The sequence below is a fragment of the Aeromonas veronii bv. veronii genome, assembly GCF_000820225.1.
Lineage (GTDB): Bacteria > Pseudomonadota > Gammaproteobacteria > Enterobacterales > Aeromonadaceae > Aeromonas > Aeromonas veronii.
The window spans coordinates 21,014-37,036 of record NZ_CDDK01000023.1; the positions used below are offsets into that span (position 1 = coordinate 21,014).

The following is a 16,023-nucleotide window of genomic DNA, read 5'->3' on the forward strand; positions in this document are numbered from 1 at the left end:
ATGCTGACCATTGCCGATCACTCCTTCTCATCGCGCCTCTTTACCGGCACCGGCAAGTTTGCCCGCCCGGAACTGATGGCCGCCGCCATCGAGGCGAGTGGCTCCCAGCTGGTCACCATGGCCATCAAGCGGCTTGAACCGGGCAAGGTCCATGACGATATCCTGAGTCCCTTGCTGCAACTCGGGGTCAAGCTGCTGCCCAACACCTCCGGCGCCAAGACCGCCGCCGAGGCGGTATTTGCCGCCCACCTCGCCCGCGAGGCGCTGGGGACGAACTGGCTGAAGCTGGAGATCCACCCCGATCCGCGCTATCTGCTGCCCGATCCCATCGAGACGCTGAAAGCCGCCGAGCAGCTGGTGAAAGAAGGCTTCGTGGTGCTGCCCTACTGCGGGGCCGATCCCGTGCTCTGCAAACGGCTCGAAGAGGTGGGCTGCGCCGCCGTGATGCCGCTCGGCGCGCCCATCGGTTCGAATCAGGGGCTGGTGACCCGGGAGTTTCTCGCCATCATCGTCGAGCAGGCCAATGTGCCGGTGGTGGTGGATGCGGGCATAGGTGCACCGAGCCACGCTGCCGCCGCCTTTGAACTGGGGGCCGATGCCGTGCTGGTCAACACCGCCATCGCGGTGAGTGGTGACCCGGTCGCCATGGGCCGCGCCTTTGCGCTGGCCTGCACCGCCGGTCGCAGCGCCTATGAGGCGGGCCTTGGCGCCCGCGCCCTGCAGGCTCAAGCCTCCAGCCCGCTCACCGATTTTCTGGGGGCGTTATGAGTCATGATGCTGGCTCGGAGCAAGAGCCAATGGCCATGTCCTCTGTCGCCACGTCCCCCGCTCCTGCGGCACTGCGCCCCCCTCTCCCTCTGGGAGAGGGGCTGGGGGTGAGGGCTGATGCGCCATCCTTTATCGACCGCTGGCAGGAGCTTGATTGGGACGATATCGGCATGCAGATCCGCGCCAAGACCGCCGCCGATGTAGAGCGGGCGCTGGGTTCACCCCGCCGTACCTTGGCCGATTTTATGGCGCTGATCTCCCCAGCCGCCGAAGCCTATCTGCCGCAGATGGCAGCCGAGGCCGAGCGACTGACCCGCCAGCGTTTTGGCAACACCATCGGCTTCTATGTGCCGCTCTATCTGTCGAACCTCTGTGCCAACGACTGCACCTACTGCGGCTTCTCCATGAGCAACCGCCTCAAGCGCAAGACCCTGAATGCAGAGGAGATTGAGCGTGAGTGTCTGGCCATCAAGGCGCGCGGTTTTGACAGCGTGCTGCTGGTGACCGGCGAGCACGAGCACAAGGTGGGGCTCGCCTATTTTCGCGAGGTGATGCCCATCATCCGCCGCCACTTCAGCACGGTAGGGATGGAGGTGCAGCCCCTCTCGCAGGCCGACTATGCCGAGCTGAAGAGCCTCGGCCTCGACGCCGTCATGGTCTATCAGGAGACCTACCACGCCCCCACCTACGCCCGCCATCACCTGCGCGGCAACAAGCGGGACATCGCGTGGCGCCTCGCCACACCGGATCGGCTCGGTCGCGCCGGTATCGACAAGATAGGGCTGGGGGCGCTGATCGGCCTCTCCTCGGACTGGCGCGCCGACAGCTACTTTGTCGCCGAGCATCTGAGCTGGCTTGAGCGCCACTACTGGCAGAGCCGCTATTCGCTCTCCTTCCCGCGCCTGCGCCCCTGCACCGGTGGGCTGGAGCCTGCCGTAGTCATGTCGGATCGCCAATTGGCCCAGCTTATCTGCGCCTGGCGCCTCTTCTCGCCCACGCTGGACTTGTCCCTCTCCACCCGCGAGTCGGCTACGTTTCGCAACGGCGCGGTGCGCCTTGGCATCACCCAGATGTCGGCCGAGTCGCGCACCCAGCCGGGTGGCTATGCCGAGGGGGATACAGAGGAGCTGGAGCAGTTCGCCATCCACGACGACCGCCCGGTGGGGGAAGTGGCCGCCGCCGTGCGGCAGGCGGGTTTGCAGCCGGTGTTCAAGGACTGGGAACCGTTTTTGGGTCGTTAACGACGTTTACACCTGTGGTAACAGACAGCGGCAAGCAGATCGGAGGGGCAGGTCCCCGCCATTGCTTGCCGCTTTGCTTTGTTTGCTCCAGCAGGATTGTCTCTCTGGTGTAACGATTGTCGTTGGCATTGTTTCGCTGGCGTAAAAATAGCTGTGGGTGAATGGAACTCTGTGCGAGGGGTTGCCTTATCCACCCTATGTCCGATTTTGAGCTGGGTTTAGGAACATAAAAGGGCTTCCAGTTCCTCTGTAGGCCATCGAGGTTGAACAATCAAAAACGAGATGACATTTTCTGGATGGCTTGACAAATCAACGAAAACGCAAGATCATGCAAGGACATTTCACCGAGCACCCTTCTGGGCTACACCAACTCCTTTTTAGAGGATCTCTAAGTATGCAAAAACCGTGGGAATTAAATCCGGCATTATCACAAGAGCGACTAAAACGACTTGCATCTCTTATCCGAGATGTCAGAGATGATGTTATTGACAGGCATGATGATGAACTTGGTGATACTGCCCGTGCGACAGGTATGAGAGCGTATGAGTGCTCGCGTAACAGAATTATTCGTGCGGCTGCAGATAATGCGGGATGGCCATGGCTTGGAATTGTCAAACCAGATGGAAAATTTACCTTCTCTGTTAGTTCTGTTCCCGTTCGGCTATATCGTGGGAGACCCTCTTGCCCAGAGGAACGCAGATTAATTCCTTCTGTTGAAGCGATGAAACAAATGTCGCTATTGCCCCCAGAGATTGGGGATGCCGCAACTGTGCTTTGGTTTTTTGCCATTGAAGTAGATGAGTTTCGCTATGTAGAACGAGTCACGTTTGCTGGTTTTCAGAATAGTGTTCAAGTTTCCTGTTGGGAAATTGCACTTGATGAGCGTGTAACAGCTTTGGGTCTTATTAACGAAGACCTTCCTGAGCCTATTAAAACTGATAAAGCATCTATCTCCATCAAGAGAAAAATCAAAAAAGTGGAGGATAGTGACAATGGTTAGTAGATTATGTCCATGACTTTCTATGGTGAGCGACTTCGTCTGGCTCGCATATTAAATGGCTTTACCCTGCAAGAGTTGGGTGAAGCTGTATCTGTATCTAGGCAAAGCATACATCAGTATGAAAGTGATATTCGTGCTCCTGCATCTGATGTCACGAATGCTCTTGCTGAGTATCTAAGAGTACAGCCAGATTTTTTTGAAAGACCTCTTTCTGGTGATGTGAAACCAGAACAATGCCATTTTAGAAAGAGACAGACCACCCCTGTGGGTGTGAAAGAACGAGTTCAGGCATACAGTACAATCCTTGAGCAATTAGTGACAGAGTTGCATGAGCATTTGGATATGCCTGAGAATAAATTTAATCTTATCGACAACAGTAAAATAGATGTATTAACTTCGCCGATAATTGAAAAGATTGCGGAAGGAGCAAGAGAACGATGGGGGCTATCGCTAGATGCACCCATCGATAATATGATCAATGTTGTTGAAAATCAGGGCGCAATTGTTACTTGCTTTGATGGTGTTTCTGAAAAGGTTGATGCTTTATCAGTTAATAGAAAATATCCAATAATAATTCGAAACTCCGCCAAAGAAAGTGTATGCAGAATGCGTTTTGATCTAGCCCATGAGTGTGGGCATCTAGTTATGCATGATGGGATTGAAACTGGTTGCAAGCAAACTGAACGTGAAGCGGATGCCTTTGCTAGTGCCTTTCTTTTTCCTCGAAGCTCTTTTGCAAGAGAGTTTCCATCTTGCTTGGGAAGAGATGGCATTATTAATTGGAAAAAAGTATACGATCTCAAGATTAGATGGAAGGTTAGTGCAAAGGCAATAATATATCGCGCCCATTTTTTGGGTTTTATTAACGCGCAGCAATATAGAGGTGCCAATGTTTGGTTTAGTCAGACACGGCAAACAAGGAAAGAAAGATTAGATGATGAACTGGCTATGGAAGAGCCACATGTTTTACAGGAGAGTATTTCGTTACTTAAGAATGAATTAGGAATATCATTTGATATGCTTGCTAAAAAGCTTGGAGTACATGCAAGACTGTTAGCAGATATCTGTGGTGTTCACTATGAAGAAGTTGATGAGATTGAATTTGACGATGTAGTTGTTCCTTTCAACTTCTGACTATTATCGATGGCCCCTATAGGGGCCATTACATACAGTACGTGATTTATTTAAAAATAATTTCTTATAGTCTTTGTGAAAAATATCTACTCTAAATCTAAAAAATGTGTAACGATTTTTATAAATCAGAGTGAACCTATCACTCTAGATAATAGTATTTTGCTTATCCGGTGTAATAATCTGACTTAGTGTTAATTTCTTTCTGCCAATTAAATAGTAGAGCTTGAAGTTTTTATTTTAGAGATGAAAAGGATTACTAGTCCCTGTTGCCAGATATTCCTATATCCAAAGTACGTAGGTTATCTTTTCCAACTCACAGCTGCTTGAGGTACTTGGTTAGCGAGAAAGGCAGAGCAAATTCCTTCATACCGGCCAATCTATCCAACTCTGCTTGGCCGACTTGCTGCAACTGAGCTTGTTGGGCGGGAGTGAGCGTTGTTGCTCTCGCCTTGATCAGGGTGTCGAGAAAACTGCGGTCTCCCTCAACCGCCTGATGGAACGCCTTGATCGCCAGTGCATCCACTTCTGCTGCCGTGCAGCGCTCCATGCTTTTCTCATGCAAATAGATCAGAACAGTCGCTTGCTGTGCTTTCTCCAGTGACCAGAAGAGGTCGCTTTTCGTGGGCAGTGTGGCGCTGTGTTGTGACTTGATCGCTTCGCACCGCTCAAAGGCCGGATCCAGATCGTGTAGTGACAGGGCTAGGACGCTGGAGCTGGTTGCAAGCAGCGCAAAGAGCAAGGCAAGGCGCCTGTAGAAGGAGAGATTCCTGCTATCCGGCGCCTTGTCTCTTGCAGGGCTGTTGCAACTGCTCATCGGCTTATGACTGCTTTTTCAGAAAGTAACTGATATGCCCCGGCGGCATATCGGGCAGCTGGCCAAAGACCTCGTAGCCCTGCTTCTGGTAGAAGGGGAGGGCCTGAAAACTGGTGGTTTCCAAGTGGTAGTTGCTGATGCCCTTGCTTTGGGCGTACTGCTCCATGGCGCCGAGCAGGCGGCCGCCCCAGCCAGCTTGGCGGATGGCATCATCGACCCAAAGACCCTCGATATGGAGCCAGCCCCATTTTATCTCCCCCAGAATACCGCCTCGCACACCCCCTTCGGCATCCTTGATAAAGCTGGCGATCCGCTCGCGATAGTGGTGGCCGGCAGCGGCCTCGTTGAAACCGTTCAGTCCATTGCGCAGGGCAGCGAACTCATCCTCTTGCGGCGGTTGGGGTAGGGTTAGTTGCATATGGGCTCCTGCGGTATGGGTTGTGGCGGCGTCAAAGGGTTAAAGCAATACCCGTTTGGACTCTGTTTGGTCAAGTGTTCTGGTCGCTCGCCACCAGCGTGCATGGCATGGCGGCCAGTCAATGGCCCTTGCAACTTCCATCCCCCCTTGCATCACCCCAGAGTGAGGCGCAGACTGTTTGGCCTCGTTTTTATGCGATTCGATTCAAGGCACCCATCATGACTCCTGCCATCAACCTGCTGAAGAAGCTCAAAATCCCCCACAAGCTCTACCCCTACGAGTGCGAAGCCCACGACGATTTCGGCAAGCATGCCGCGACCCAGCTCGGGTTGCCGGAGGCGCAGGTGTTCAAGACTCTGGTTGCCCATCACGACAAGCAGGCGGTGGTGGCCATCGTTCCCTCATCCGGCATGTGCAGTCTGAAACAGCTGGCCAAGGCGACCGGTCTCAAGAAGGTGGAGATGATGAAACCGGCGGAAGCGGAGAAGCTGACCGGTTACAAGGTGGGTGGCATCAGCCCGCTGGCCCAGAAGAAACTGCTGCCCACCGTGCTCGACGAGTCGGCACTGCAGTTTGACGAAATCCTGGTGAGCGGCGGCAAGCGTGGTCTCTCGGTCGGCGTGGCGCCGCAGGATATGCTGACGCTGATGAAGTGGATCGCTGCTCCCATCGGCGAAGAGTAGTGCCGGGCAAGGTGTGAACCTGCTATCCGGGCCTGTGGTGGCCCGGATAGCCCCACCTGTGAGCGGGCGCGTGCCCTGTGCTCAACGGGGTGCGTGCCAGTCTATAATGGGTGAACCCCGTTGTATGAGTTCAGCCATGATGTACCGACTTCTGTTGCTTTGCCTCTGTTTATCCCTCCCCTCTGCCTTGCTGGCAGCCACCCGTTTTACCCTGCTCAGCCCTGAAAACAGTCAGGATATGCGGATGCGTTATTACCGTGAGGTGATGCAGCTGGCGCTAGAGAAAACTCGCCCCGAATATGGCGACTACGAGTTGCTGGACTCCCTGCCGATGAACAAGGCGCGGATGCGGATCGAGGTGCAGGAGCAGGGTAAAAACGCCCTCTTTATTGTCGACAGCTGGCCTTATCAGGGGGAGGCGGTGGCGGATCAGGTGGCATCGATCCCGTTCCCGATCGATATGGGGATCCTCGGCTATCGGGTCTGTTTTGTCGGCTCGGATCGTGCTGCCGAGCTGGCGCGGGTGAACACCCTGGATCAGTTGCGCCACTTCACTCAAGGGGTGGGCACCGGCTGGCAGGATGCGGCGATCCTGCGCCACGGCGGGCTGACGGTGCATGAGGTGGATAACTACGAGTCGCTGTTTCGTATGGTGGCACGAGGGCGCATCGATCTCTTCTGTCGTGGGGCCAACGAGATCCTGCCGGAGTGGCAATCTCATCAGGGCAAGGTGGCCGGTTTGACGGTCGATCGCCATCTGGCCCTTTTCTATCCGTTGATCCACGTGTTCTACAGTAATGCCCGCTACGTTCAGGAGCGCGAGCGCCTTGAGCGCGGTCTGCAACTAGCCTGGCAGGATGGTTCGCTCAAGCGGCTCTGGCGCCATCACTTCCAACCCTCGCTGGTGTTTGCCAATCTGGGGGCTCGCCAGATTGTCCGGCTCGGCAATCCGCAGTTACCCAAGGGCGGTTTTGACTATCGTCCCTACCTTTACAACCCGCTGGCGAATGATTTCGGTTCACTGCCCTGAGCCGAGTTATCAGGTGCGCAGGCTCTGATAGAGTAAGGGAGAGATCATTGCCGCCAAGGATATGGCCCATGCGCGCATCTGCCCGCTTCCTGTTCTTCATCGCGTTGTTGCTGCCCGCCACCGGCAGTGCGACCCCTGCCTTTACGCTGCGTACCTGCTTTGAAAACAGTGACTCCTACCCCTGGCTGCTGCAATCGGGGGAGGGGGTTGTGCAATATCACCTCAAGGCGGTTGCTACCACTCTTGATGCCGAGATCGTGCTGACGCCGCTACCGTGGAAGCGCTGCCTCTCTCGGGTGAGCCGTGGCCAGATGGATGCGGCCATCAAGATGAGCTACAGCGTCGAGCGGGCGACCACAGTGGGGGTCTATCCCATGCGTGAGGGCAAACCCGACCCTGCCAAGCGGCTGCTGACCGAGAGTTACAGTCTCTACCAGCTCAAGGGGGGTAAGAGCCAGTGGGATGGCACTACCCTCAGGGTCAATGGCGTGGTTGCGGCCCAGTCAGGATTTTCCATCGTCGACTTGTTGCAGGCTGCGGGAGCCGAGGTGGATGACTCCAGCCGTGACCCGCTGATCATGTTTAAAAAGCTGGTGATGGATCGGGCGCAGGCGACCGCCATCCAGACCGAGGTGGCCGACAGCATTCTGGCGGCCCATCCCGCGTTGCAGACTCGCATCGAGCGGCTGTCGCCGGTGCTAGTGGAGAAGCCCTACTATCTGGTCTTCTCTCACCGCTTCTATCAGGCCCATCCTCGACAAAGCCGGCAGGTGTGGGATGCTATCGAGCAGGTGCGCGACTCTGCTGCCTATCAGCGTTATGCCACATCGCTCAGAAGTGCACCTCCGGTGGGGGAGTAGGCTGATGGGATGCGACTGGCCGAAAAGGGGAGGGGAGCGTGGGGTGGTGGCAGGGCCGAGCGCCCACGCTCAGGGGCTACACTGAAAGTACCCTTTCAGCCAAGGCGCGGTTTATGTCACCCCTGCATCTGCTGGCTGCCGCTCTGTTCTGCGTGTTGTCGCTGACCGGACAGGCGGCCACCCGGTTTACCCATATCAGCCCGGAGAGCGAGCGGGACCCGCGTACCACCTATGATCGGGAGCTGCTGCGGCTCGCCCTCGACAAGACCCGCGACCAGTTTGGCGACTATCTGCTGGAGCCTGCGCCGCCCATGACCAAGGCGCGCGAACGGGTCAGCATGCAGCTCGACAGCTATCCCAACCTCTTTGTAATGGACAGCTACAGCAGCACCCGCGAGGATCTGGGGCTCGCCTATGTCCGTTTTCCCATCCATCTGGGGATCGTCAGCTACCGCATCTGTTTTGTCAGCCCGCAGCAAAAGGTGGCGGTAAGCAAAGTGACCGACCTCAAGGGGCTGCGCCAGTTCACCTTCGGTCAGGGCAAGGGGTGGCTGGATGTGGATATCCTGCGCTACGCCGGGATGGAGGTAGTGGAGGTGGAGGGGTACGAAAAGCTGTTCAAAATGGTGGCGCGGGGCCGCTTCGATCTCTTCTGCCGCGGGGTGAGCGAGCTGCGCAGCGAGCAACTGACCCACAAGGAGATGACGGATCTGCTGGTGGATGACGCGCTGTTGATCTACTACCCGCTGCCCCGGGTCTTCTACACCAATCCCAACAATCGCGAGGCACTGCAACGGGTCGAGCGGGGGTTGCAGCTGGCGTGGCAGGATGGCTCGCTACAGGCGCTGTGGCGCAAGAGCTTTGGCACGGCCATCGCTTTTGCCAAGCTCTCCCAGCGCCGACTGTTGCGGCTGGATAATCCCTTCCTCGACGGGATCAGCTTCGATTACCGTCCCTACTTCTACAATCCGCAGACCGATCGCTTCGGCGATTATTGAGGTGCCTGCCGCTGGCGGCAGAGGGCCAGCCAGGCCTCGGCGGTGCGCGACAGATAGCGCTCGCTCGGCCAGATCACCCCGAGTCGCCAGCTCAATTCGGGCTCCAGCGGTCGCAGCACCAGACCATCCGGGGTCAGCCGGTTGCAGACCGGCTCCGGCAAGAAGGCGACCCCCATGCCGCTGCGTACCATGGCGGTGAGAAAATCCCACTGGCTGCTGCGCGCCGCCACCTGTGGCACAAAGCCCGCTTCCTGACACGCCTGCTCCAACCGCTCGCTCAGGGTAAACGCCTGGGTATAGAGCAGGAAGGGCTCCTCCTGCAGGGACTCCAGCCGCAGTGGTGCATCGCCATGCCAGCGGAGTTGATCAGGCAACACCACCTGGATCGGGTATTGATCCAGCTCCAGCGCGCTGAGGGCGCCCCCCTCTTTGGTCGGCAGCATGGTGATGGCGAGATCCAGCTCCCCCTCCAGCACCGCCTGTTCGATGCGGCGACCGCCGTACTCCACCAGGGTCAGCTCAACCTTCGGATAGCGGGTGCGGTAGGCGCGGATCAGATCCGCATAGACGTGACCCACCATGGGGGGAATGCCGAGGGTGAGGCGACCGTGTTGCAGGCTCTGCAGATCCGCCAGTTCGGCCTCCAGCTGCTGCATCTCCGCCAAGATGGTCTGGGCCCGGTTGAACAGCACTTGGCCGCTGTCGGTCAGGGTAAAGCGGCGTCCTTCCCGGTTGAGCAGGGGTTGGCCCAGCTCCTCCTCTATATTGCGGATCATCTTGCTGATGGTGGGCTGGGTGACGAACAGCTTTTCAGAGGCGCGGGTGAAGCTTTTCTCCCGCACCAGTTCGACAAAATAGCGCAGGGCGCGAATATCCATGGACTCTCTCGACTCGTGTTGGCGGGTGCGGGATGAAGTATGCCTATGTGGCATGAATTCGATAATTTTAATTCATTTCTGGCAGGTTTTGCTCAACTCTATACTGTGAGCCGGTTCACAGAAAGACGATGATCATGAAAGCCCTCTGCTTGCGCTGGTTACAGACTCCCTTCCAGATTGTGTTGCTGGCAGCCATCTGGCTGCTGGCCGATACCGCGGTGCGTACCCTCCATCTGCCGCTGCCCGCCAACCTCACCGGCATGCTGTTGCTGCTGGCCTGCATCCTGCTCGGGGTGGTTAAGGCCGAGTGGTTCAGCGCGGGTGCTCGCTGGCTGCTGGCCGAGATGCTGCTCTTCTTCGTGCCCGCCGTGGTGGCGGTGGTCAACTATCAGGAGCTGCTGTTGCAGGAGGGGTGGCGCATCATGGTGGTGCTGCTGGTGAGCACCACGCTAGTGCTCGGCACCACGGCGCTGGTGGTGGATCGGGTTTACCGCCTCGAACTGAAACTGGCCCGCCGGAGTCGCCGTCATGTCTGATACCCTGCTCGGGCTGATCTGTTTCGCCCTCACCCTGCTCTTCTACTACGCCAGCAAATGGCTCTATGGCAAAAAGCGCATCCTGCCCTTGATGCCGCTGCTACTGGCGCCGACCCTGCTGGTGGCGGTGGTGCTGCTGTTCCACATCCCCTATCAGGATTACATGGCGGAATCCCACTGGCTGCTCTGGCTGCTGGGCCCCGCCACCGTCGCCTTCGCGGTGCCGGTCTACGAGAACCGCCAGCTCATTCGTCGCCACTGGTTGTCGCTGTCGGTGGGGGTGGTCGCCTCAGTCATCATGGCGGTGGGGAGTACCGTGCTGCTGGCCCGCTGGCTGGATCTCTCCGACATGTTGCAGCGCAGTCTGGCGATGCGTTCCATCACCACGCCGTTTGCGGTGGAGGCGACCCGCGCCATCGGCGGTCAGAGCGACCTCACCGCGCTGTTTGTGGTGCTGACCGGCGTCATCGGTATGGCGGTGGGGGAGAGCGTGCTCACCGTGCTGGCCATTCGCAGTCGCCTCGGCAAGGGGGCGGGGTTTGGCGCCTCGGCCCACGGTGCCGGTACTGCCAGGGCTTATCAGATGGGTAATGAAGAGGGGGTGGTCTCCAGTATGGTGATGATGATCGCCGGTATGGTGACCGTGCTGCTGGCGCCCCTGCTGGGCCGGATGTTCTGGTAGGCCTGGCTTCCCTTTAGAAGGCTGCTCGCCCCGGCGCTACACTCTAGTGAGCCTGTATTTCCGGGATGAGCAGTATGACCTTTCATCGCCTCGCTTCCTGCTTGCTGCTGTGCAGTCTTTCCCTCCTTGCCACTCCCCTAAGGGCGAGCGACGTCATCACTCATATCAGCCCCGAGAGCGATCGGGACTTGCGTACCCTCTATTTTCGCGATCTGTTGCAGCTGGCGCTGGAGAAGACCCGCGATAGCTTCGGTGACTACGAGCTGCGAACCGCGCCGCCGATGAACCGTATCCGGATGCGACAGATTGTGCAGACTCAGCAATACCCCAATCTGTTTGTGGCCGACAGTCTGCGTCCGGCCGCGGAGAGCGAAGCGCTGGATTACGTTCGTTTTCCGGTGGAGCTGGGCATCCTCGGTTATCGCATCTGCTTTGTCAGCCCGCAGCAGGCCGATGCGGTGGCAAGGGTCAATACCCTGACCGAGCTGCAGCAATTTCTGCACGGGCAGGGGCGTGGCTGGCAGGATGCGGAGATCCTGCGTCATGGGGGATTCAAGGTGCAGGAGATCGACGGTTACGAGCGGCTATTCAAATTGGTGGCGCGCGGTCGCATCGATCTGTTTTGCCGCGGGGCCAACGAGCTCTTTATCGAGCAGGAGCAGCACAGTGATCTGCCCGGCCTCACCGTGGATCGGCGAGTGGCGCTGCACTATCCCTTCCTCCACCTCTTCTACACCCACAAGGATAATCAGACCGCCATCCGCCGCCTTTCGGTAGGGCTCAAGCTGGCGTGGCGGGATGGCTCGTTGCAACAGCTCTGGCTGCGCCACTTCAAACCTTCCCTCGAGCAGGCGCAGCTCCCCAAGCGCCTGTTGTTCGAGTTGGCCAATCCGCGCCTTGATAAGGTGGATTTTGACTATCGGGCGTACCACTACAACCCCGTCGACGGGACGTTCGGGCCCGGGCTGCCTTGATCCTGATGGTGCTGTTCCCGGATAAAGGGCCGGATCTGCCGATGCGCTTAAGTATGCCAAAAAGGCATGTTTTTTATTATTTAAATTCATTTTTTGAAGGTTGTTGCGCTGCATATACTGGTGGTCGCTTCACGGTTCAGGTTTGCCCTTGCACTGCTTCTGGCTTGCGCGAGTGGCTTGAATCGTCCTGCTGCGGCGTCTTGATGTTCTGCATGAAGGCGTCCATCACTGGGCCGGGATCGATCCCGGCAGGTATTACAGCTGACGGAGCCTTGTTATGTTTAATCCCCACCCTTGCGCCCTGATTGTCGAAGGGGGCGCGATGCGCGGCATCTTTGCCAGCGGCGTGCTCGATGCGTTTGTCGAAAGTCACCACTACCCGTTCGATTTCGTCATGGGCGTCTCGGCCGGTGCCACCAATCTGGTCTCTTATCTGAGCGAGCAGCCGCGCCGCAGCCACCACATCATCACCGAGCTGGCTTGCAGCTCCCGTTTTCTCGATCCCCTGCGTTTCGTCAAAGGGGGCGATCTGGTGGACATCGGCTGGCTATGGCAGGCCAGTCGCCATCGCTTCCCGCTCGATCTCGAGACCTTCTGCGCCCGCGACATTCCCTTCTACGCGGTGGCGACCGATGTGGCGAGCGGCAAGGCCATCTATCTGCCAGTGCGGCCCGACAATATGGATGAGGTGCTGACCGCCACCTGCGCCCTGCCGGTGGTGCAGCACGATACCCCCTGCGTCGATGGTCGCCCCATGGCCGATGGCGGGATCAGCGACTCCATTCCGGTGATAGAGGCCTATCGGCGAGGGGCGCGGCGGATGACGGTGGTGCTGTCGGAGCCCCGGGGCTATCGCAAGAAGCCGGCCCGTTTCTGCTGGATGGTCAAAGCCTTGCTGAAAACCCAGCCTGCGCTGGCGCAAGCCATGCTGGAGCGGGATCGCGTCTACAACCAAGCTCTCGATTTCATTGCCAATCCCCCTGCCGATTGCGACATCGAGGTGATCGCGCCACCGACCGATTTCATGGTCTCCCGTTTTACCCAGGACCCGGTCAAGCTGGAGTCCGGTTATCTGCAGGGCTACTGGCAGGGGCGCCAGAGCCTGCTGCGGGCCCGTGGAGAGGCGCAGGCTGCCTAGCAGTACAACAGTCCGAATCGGCATTGCGGCAATAAAAAGGGGAACCTCGCGGTTCCCCTTTTATCTTTTTGATCGGCAGTTGCAGGTTACAGCATCTGCTTGAGGCGATAGACCAGATCCAGCGCCTGCCGCGGGGTGAGCTCGTCCGGGCGCACCGCTTCCAGTTCATCGACTACCGGATGGCTCTGGGGCGCTATGGCCACCGGGGCCGGGCGGGTTTCACCGGCGGCCACCGGGGTGGCACTCTCCAGCTCATGCAGTTTGTGACGGGCCTGCTGGATCACCGATTTGGGTACCCCCGCCAGTGCCGCTACTTGCAGGCCGTAGGAGCGGCTGGCCGCCCCTTCCTGCACCGCGTGCATAAAGGCGATGGTGTCGCCGTGCTCCACCGCATCGAGGTGGACGTTGGCCAGCCCACTCATCAGCTCCGGCAAGCGGGTCAGCTCGAAGTAGTGGGTGGCGAACAGGGTGTAGGCGCCAATCTTGCTCGCCAGCTGTTCGGCACAGGCCCACGCCAGCGAGAGGCCGTCGTAGGTGCTGGTGCCGCGGCCAATCTCGTCCATCAGCACCAGACTGCGGGCGGTGGCGTTGTTGAGGATATTGGCGGTCTCGGTCATCTCCACCATAAAGGTGGAGCGGCCGGAGGCGAGATCGTCTGACGCTCCGATGCGGGTGAAGATGCGGTCGATGGGGCCGATGCGGGCGCTGTCGGCGGGCACGAAGGCGCCGATATGGGCCAGCAGCACGATCAGCGCGGTCTGGCGCATATAGGTCGATTTACCGCCCATGTTGGGGCCTGTGATGATCAGCATCCGCCGCTCACGCTCCAGCCGGATAGGGTTGGCGATAAAGGGATCTGTCATTACCTGCTCAACCACCGGATGGCGGCCCGCCTCGATCAGGATCTGATCCTCATCGATGAGGGTCGGGCAGCGATAGTCGAGGGTCTCGGCCCGCTCGGCCAGGTTGGCCAGCACGTCCAGCTCCGCCAGCGCGGCGGCGGAATCCTGCAGATCGCCGAGGTGGGGCAGCAGGGCATCGAGCAGCTCTTCGTAGAGCCGTTTCTCCAGTGCCAGCGCCTGGGACTGGGCGGTGAGTACCTTGTCCTCGTACTTTTTCAGCTCATCGATGATGTAGCGTTCGTTGTTCTTGAGGGTCTGGCGGCGGATGTAGTGGGCCGGCACCAGATGGCTGTTGGCCCGGCTCACCTCTATATAGAAGCCGTGCACCTTGTTGTAACCCACCTTGAGGGTGTTGATGCCGGTCAGCAGTTTTTCCCGCTCCTCGATGCGGGCGAGGCTGGCGGTGGCGCCGTTGGCGAGATCCCGCAGCTCGTCCAGCTCCTGATTGAAGCCGTCACGGATGACGCCACCATCGCGGATCAGCACCGGCGGCACTTCCATCACTGCGCGCTCCAGCAGGTCGAGCAGCTCGGGGAAGGTGCTGGCCCGCTCGGCCAGTTGTTGCACCGCTTCGTGCTCGTTGTCCGCCAGCAGGCGCTGCAACTCGGGTAACTGGGCGAAGGCCTGACGCAGGCGGGTGAGGTCGCGCGGGCGGGCCGAGCGCAGGGCGAGACGGGCCAGCACCCGCTCCACATCCCCCACCTGACGCAGCAGGTTGCCCAACTCGTCGTAGAGGTTCTGCTCAATGAGCTCCTTGATGGTGCTCTGGCGACCTTTCAGGATCACCCGATCGCGGATCGGCTGGTGGATCCAGCGCTTGAGCAGGCGGCTGCCCATGGGAGTGGCGGTGCGATCCAGCACCTCGGCCAGGGTATTTTCATAGCCACCGGCCAGATTCTGGGTCAGCTCCAGATTGCGGCGGGTAGCGGCATCCATGATGACCGCATGATCTGGCTGCTCGAGGCGTACGTTGCGGATGTGGGGCAGGGCGGTGCGCTGGGTATCTTTGACGTACTGCATCAGACAACCGGCAGCGCACAGGGCGGTCTCGCTCTTGTCTACGCCAAATCCCACCAGATCCTGGGTGCCGAACTGCTGGCAGAGCAGCTTGCGGGCGGTGCCCAGCTCAAACTCCCACTCCGGGCGGCGGCGCAGGCCGCGGCGACCCTCGATATGGTGCAGGAATTCGAACGATTCGGGATAGAGCAGCTCGGCAGGATTGGTGCGTTGCAGCTCCGCCAGCAGGGTCTCTTCCTTCTCGAACTGGTTGATGAAGAAGCGACCAGAGCCGATATCCATGGTGCCATAGCCGAAGCGGCGGCCATCGTGGTAAACGGCGGCGATCAGGTTGTCCTGCCGCTCGCTGAGCAGCGCCTCGTCGGAGACGGTACCCGGGGTGATGATGCGGATCACCTTGCGCTCCACCGGCCCCTTGCTGGTGGCGGGATCCCCTACCTGTTCGCAGATAGCGGCCGATTCGCCGAGCTGCACCAGCTTGGCCAGATAGCCCTCGATGGCGTGATAGGGCACCCCCGCCATCGGGATGGGGCTACCCGCCGACTGGCCACGTTTGGTCAGGGAGATATCGAGCAGCTGGGAGGCCTTGCGGGCATCGTCATAGAACAGCTCGTAGAAGTCGCCCATCCGGTAGAACAGCAGGATCTCCGGGTTCTCGGCCTTGAGGCCGAGGTACTGCTGCATCATGGGCGTGTGGGCGCTCAGATTGGCGCCGGGAGCGGAGCTTGTGGCGCCGCTGGCTTGGTGTTGTGCGGTCATGTTCTGTTCCAGAAGGGGCCTCTGCGGGCCAGTGTCTGCGGTGATGAGCCTTGAGCTTGATGGCGCCATTCTACACATAAGCGCCGCGGCGGGGGAGCGGGTGTTCCGGGCGCGGTTGTTCTGCACTATTGAAGGCATGACACAGGTGCGGCACCTCACATTGCGGCAGGCAAGGGCGGTCTGCCGTGGTT

At 59.0% G+C, this 16,023-nt stretch carries 16 protein-coding genes; 12 read left to right on the top strand and 4 right to left on the bottom strand.

The window, feature by feature from the left end; all coding sequences use genetic code 11:
* The 4 genes from BN1139_RS09575 to BN1139_RS09590 all read left to right on the top strand — a co-directional run bounded on the left by BN1139_RS09575 (position 1) and on the right by BN1139_RS09590 (position 4,143).
* Positions 1-768: a thiazole synthase gene (locus BN1139_RS09575; protein ID WP_005348712.1), complete on the top strand. Its 768-nt coding sequence runs from the start codon at positions 1-3 to the stop codon at positions 766-768.
* A gap of 35 nt (positions 769-803) precedes the next feature.
* The gene (gene thiH, locus BN1139_RS09580) at positions 804-2,009 is read left to right on the top strand and encodes a 2-iminoacetate synthase ThiH (protein WP_041202658.1); all 1,206 of its coding nucleotides are present in this window, start codon (positions 804-806) and stop codon (positions 2,007-2,009) included.
* Between the two features lie 394 nt (positions 2,010-2,403).
* Complete coding sequence (locus BN1139_RS21660) at positions 2,404-3,009, top strand: hypothetical protein (protein WP_005348717.1); 606 nt, start codon at positions 2,404-2,406, stop codon at positions 3,007-3,009.
* A gap of 12 nt (positions 3,010-3,021) precedes the next feature.
* Positions 3,022-4,143, top strand: coding sequence for a helix-turn-helix domain-containing protein (locus BN1139_RS09590; RefSeq protein ID WP_005348719.1), 1,122 nt, complete (start codon positions 3,022-3,024; stop codon positions 4,141-4,143).
* A gap of 313 nt (positions 4,144-4,456) precedes the next feature.
* Here the strand turns inward: BN1139_RS09590 and BN1139_RS09595 are convergent, their stop codons facing one another.
* Positions 4,457-4,957: a hypothetical protein gene (locus BN1139_RS09595; RefSeq protein WP_005348722.1), complete on the bottom strand. Its 501-nt coding sequence runs from the start codon at positions 4,955-4,957 to the stop codon at positions 4,457-4,459.
* A 4-nt stretch (positions 4,958-4,961) separates the two neighbouring features.
* Positions 4,962-5,375 carry a GNAT family N-acetyltransferase gene (locus tag BN1139_RS09600; RefSeq protein ID WP_005348724.1) on the bottom strand — a complete coding sequence of 138 codons (414 nt, stop codon included), beginning with the start codon at positions 5,373-5,375 and terminating at the stop codon, positions 4,962-4,964.
* Between the two features lie 218 nt (positions 5,376-5,593).
* On the opposite strand from BN1139_RS09600, the gene ybaK reads away from it, so the two are divergent.
* The 4 genes from ybaK (at position 5,594) to BN1139_RS09620 (ending at position 8,946) form a co-directional block, all read left to right on the top strand.
* Complete coding sequence (gene ybaK / locus BN1139_RS09605; protein ID WP_005336092.1) at positions 5,594-6,058, top strand: Cys-tRNA(Pro) deacylase; 465 nt, start codon at positions 5,594-5,596, stop codon at positions 6,056-6,058.
* A 136-nt stretch (positions 6,059-6,194) separates the two neighbouring features.
* Positions 6,195-7,088 (top strand): type 2 periplasmic-binding domain-containing protein, encoded by an 894-nt coding sequence (locus BN1139_RS09610; RefSeq protein WP_005348726.1) that lies wholly within the window; start codon positions 6,195-6,197, stop codon positions 7,086-7,088.
* 68 nt (positions 7,089-7,156) lie between these two features.
* Entirely contained in the window at positions 7,157-7,948 is a 792-nt protein-coding gene (locus BN1139_RS09615) for a periplasmic substrate-binding domain-containing protein (RefSeq protein WP_013724151.1), read from the top strand.
* Between the two features lie 113 nt (positions 7,949-8,061).
* Positions 8,062-8,946, top strand: a complete 885-nt coding sequence (locus BN1139_RS09620; RefSeq protein ID WP_005348731.1) for a type 2 periplasmic-binding domain-containing protein — start codon at positions 8,062-8,064, stop codon at positions 8,944-8,946.
* Here BN1139_RS09620 and BN1139_RS09625 read toward each other — a convergent pair.
* Complete coding sequence (locus BN1139_RS09625) at positions 8,940-9,824, bottom strand: LysR family transcriptional regulator (RefSeq protein ID WP_005348733.1); 885 nt, start codon at positions 9,822-9,824, stop codon at positions 8,940-8,942. The genes BN1139_RS09620 and BN1139_RS09625 overlap by 7 nt on opposite strands.
* Before the next feature lie 134 nt (positions 9,825-9,958).
* On the opposite strand from BN1139_RS09625, the gene BN1139_RS09630 reads away from it, so the two are divergent.
* The 4 genes from BN1139_RS09630 (at position 9,959) to BN1139_RS09645 (ending at position 13,154) form a co-directional block, all read left to right on the top strand.
* Positions 9,959-10,360 (top strand): CidA/LrgA family protein, encoded by a 402-nt coding sequence (locus BN1139_RS09630; protein ID WP_041202734.1) that lies wholly within the window; start codon positions 9,959-9,961, stop codon positions 10,358-10,360.
* Positions 10,353-11,042 carry an LrgB family protein gene (locus BN1139_RS09635; RefSeq protein ID WP_005341581.1) on the top strand — a complete coding sequence of 230 codons (690 nt, stop codon included), beginning with the start codon at positions 10,353-10,355 and terminating at the stop codon, positions 11,040-11,042. Before BN1139_RS09630 ends, BN1139_RS09635 begins: the two co-directional genes overlap by 8 nt.
* Before the next feature lie 74 nt (positions 11,043-11,116).
* Positions 11,117-12,016, top strand: coding sequence for a hypothetical protein (locus BN1139_RS09640; RefSeq protein ID WP_005348738.1), 900 nt, complete (start codon positions 11,117-11,119; stop codon positions 12,014-12,016).
* Between the two features lie 277 nt (positions 12,017-12,293).
* Positions 12,294-13,154, top strand: a complete 861-nt coding sequence (locus BN1139_RS09645) for a patatin-like phospholipase family protein (protein WP_005348739.1) — start codon at positions 12,294-12,296, stop codon at positions 13,152-13,154.
* Positions 13,155-13,240: 86 nt separating this feature from the next.
* On the opposite strand, the gene mutS is transcribed toward BN1139_RS09645, so the two are convergent.
* Entirely contained in the window at positions 13,241-15,832 is a 2,592-nt protein-coding gene (gene mutS / locus BN1139_RS09650) for a DNA mismatch repair protein MutS (RefSeq protein ID WP_005348740.1), read from the bottom strand.
* Positions 15,833-16,023: the final 191 nt, after the last annotated feature.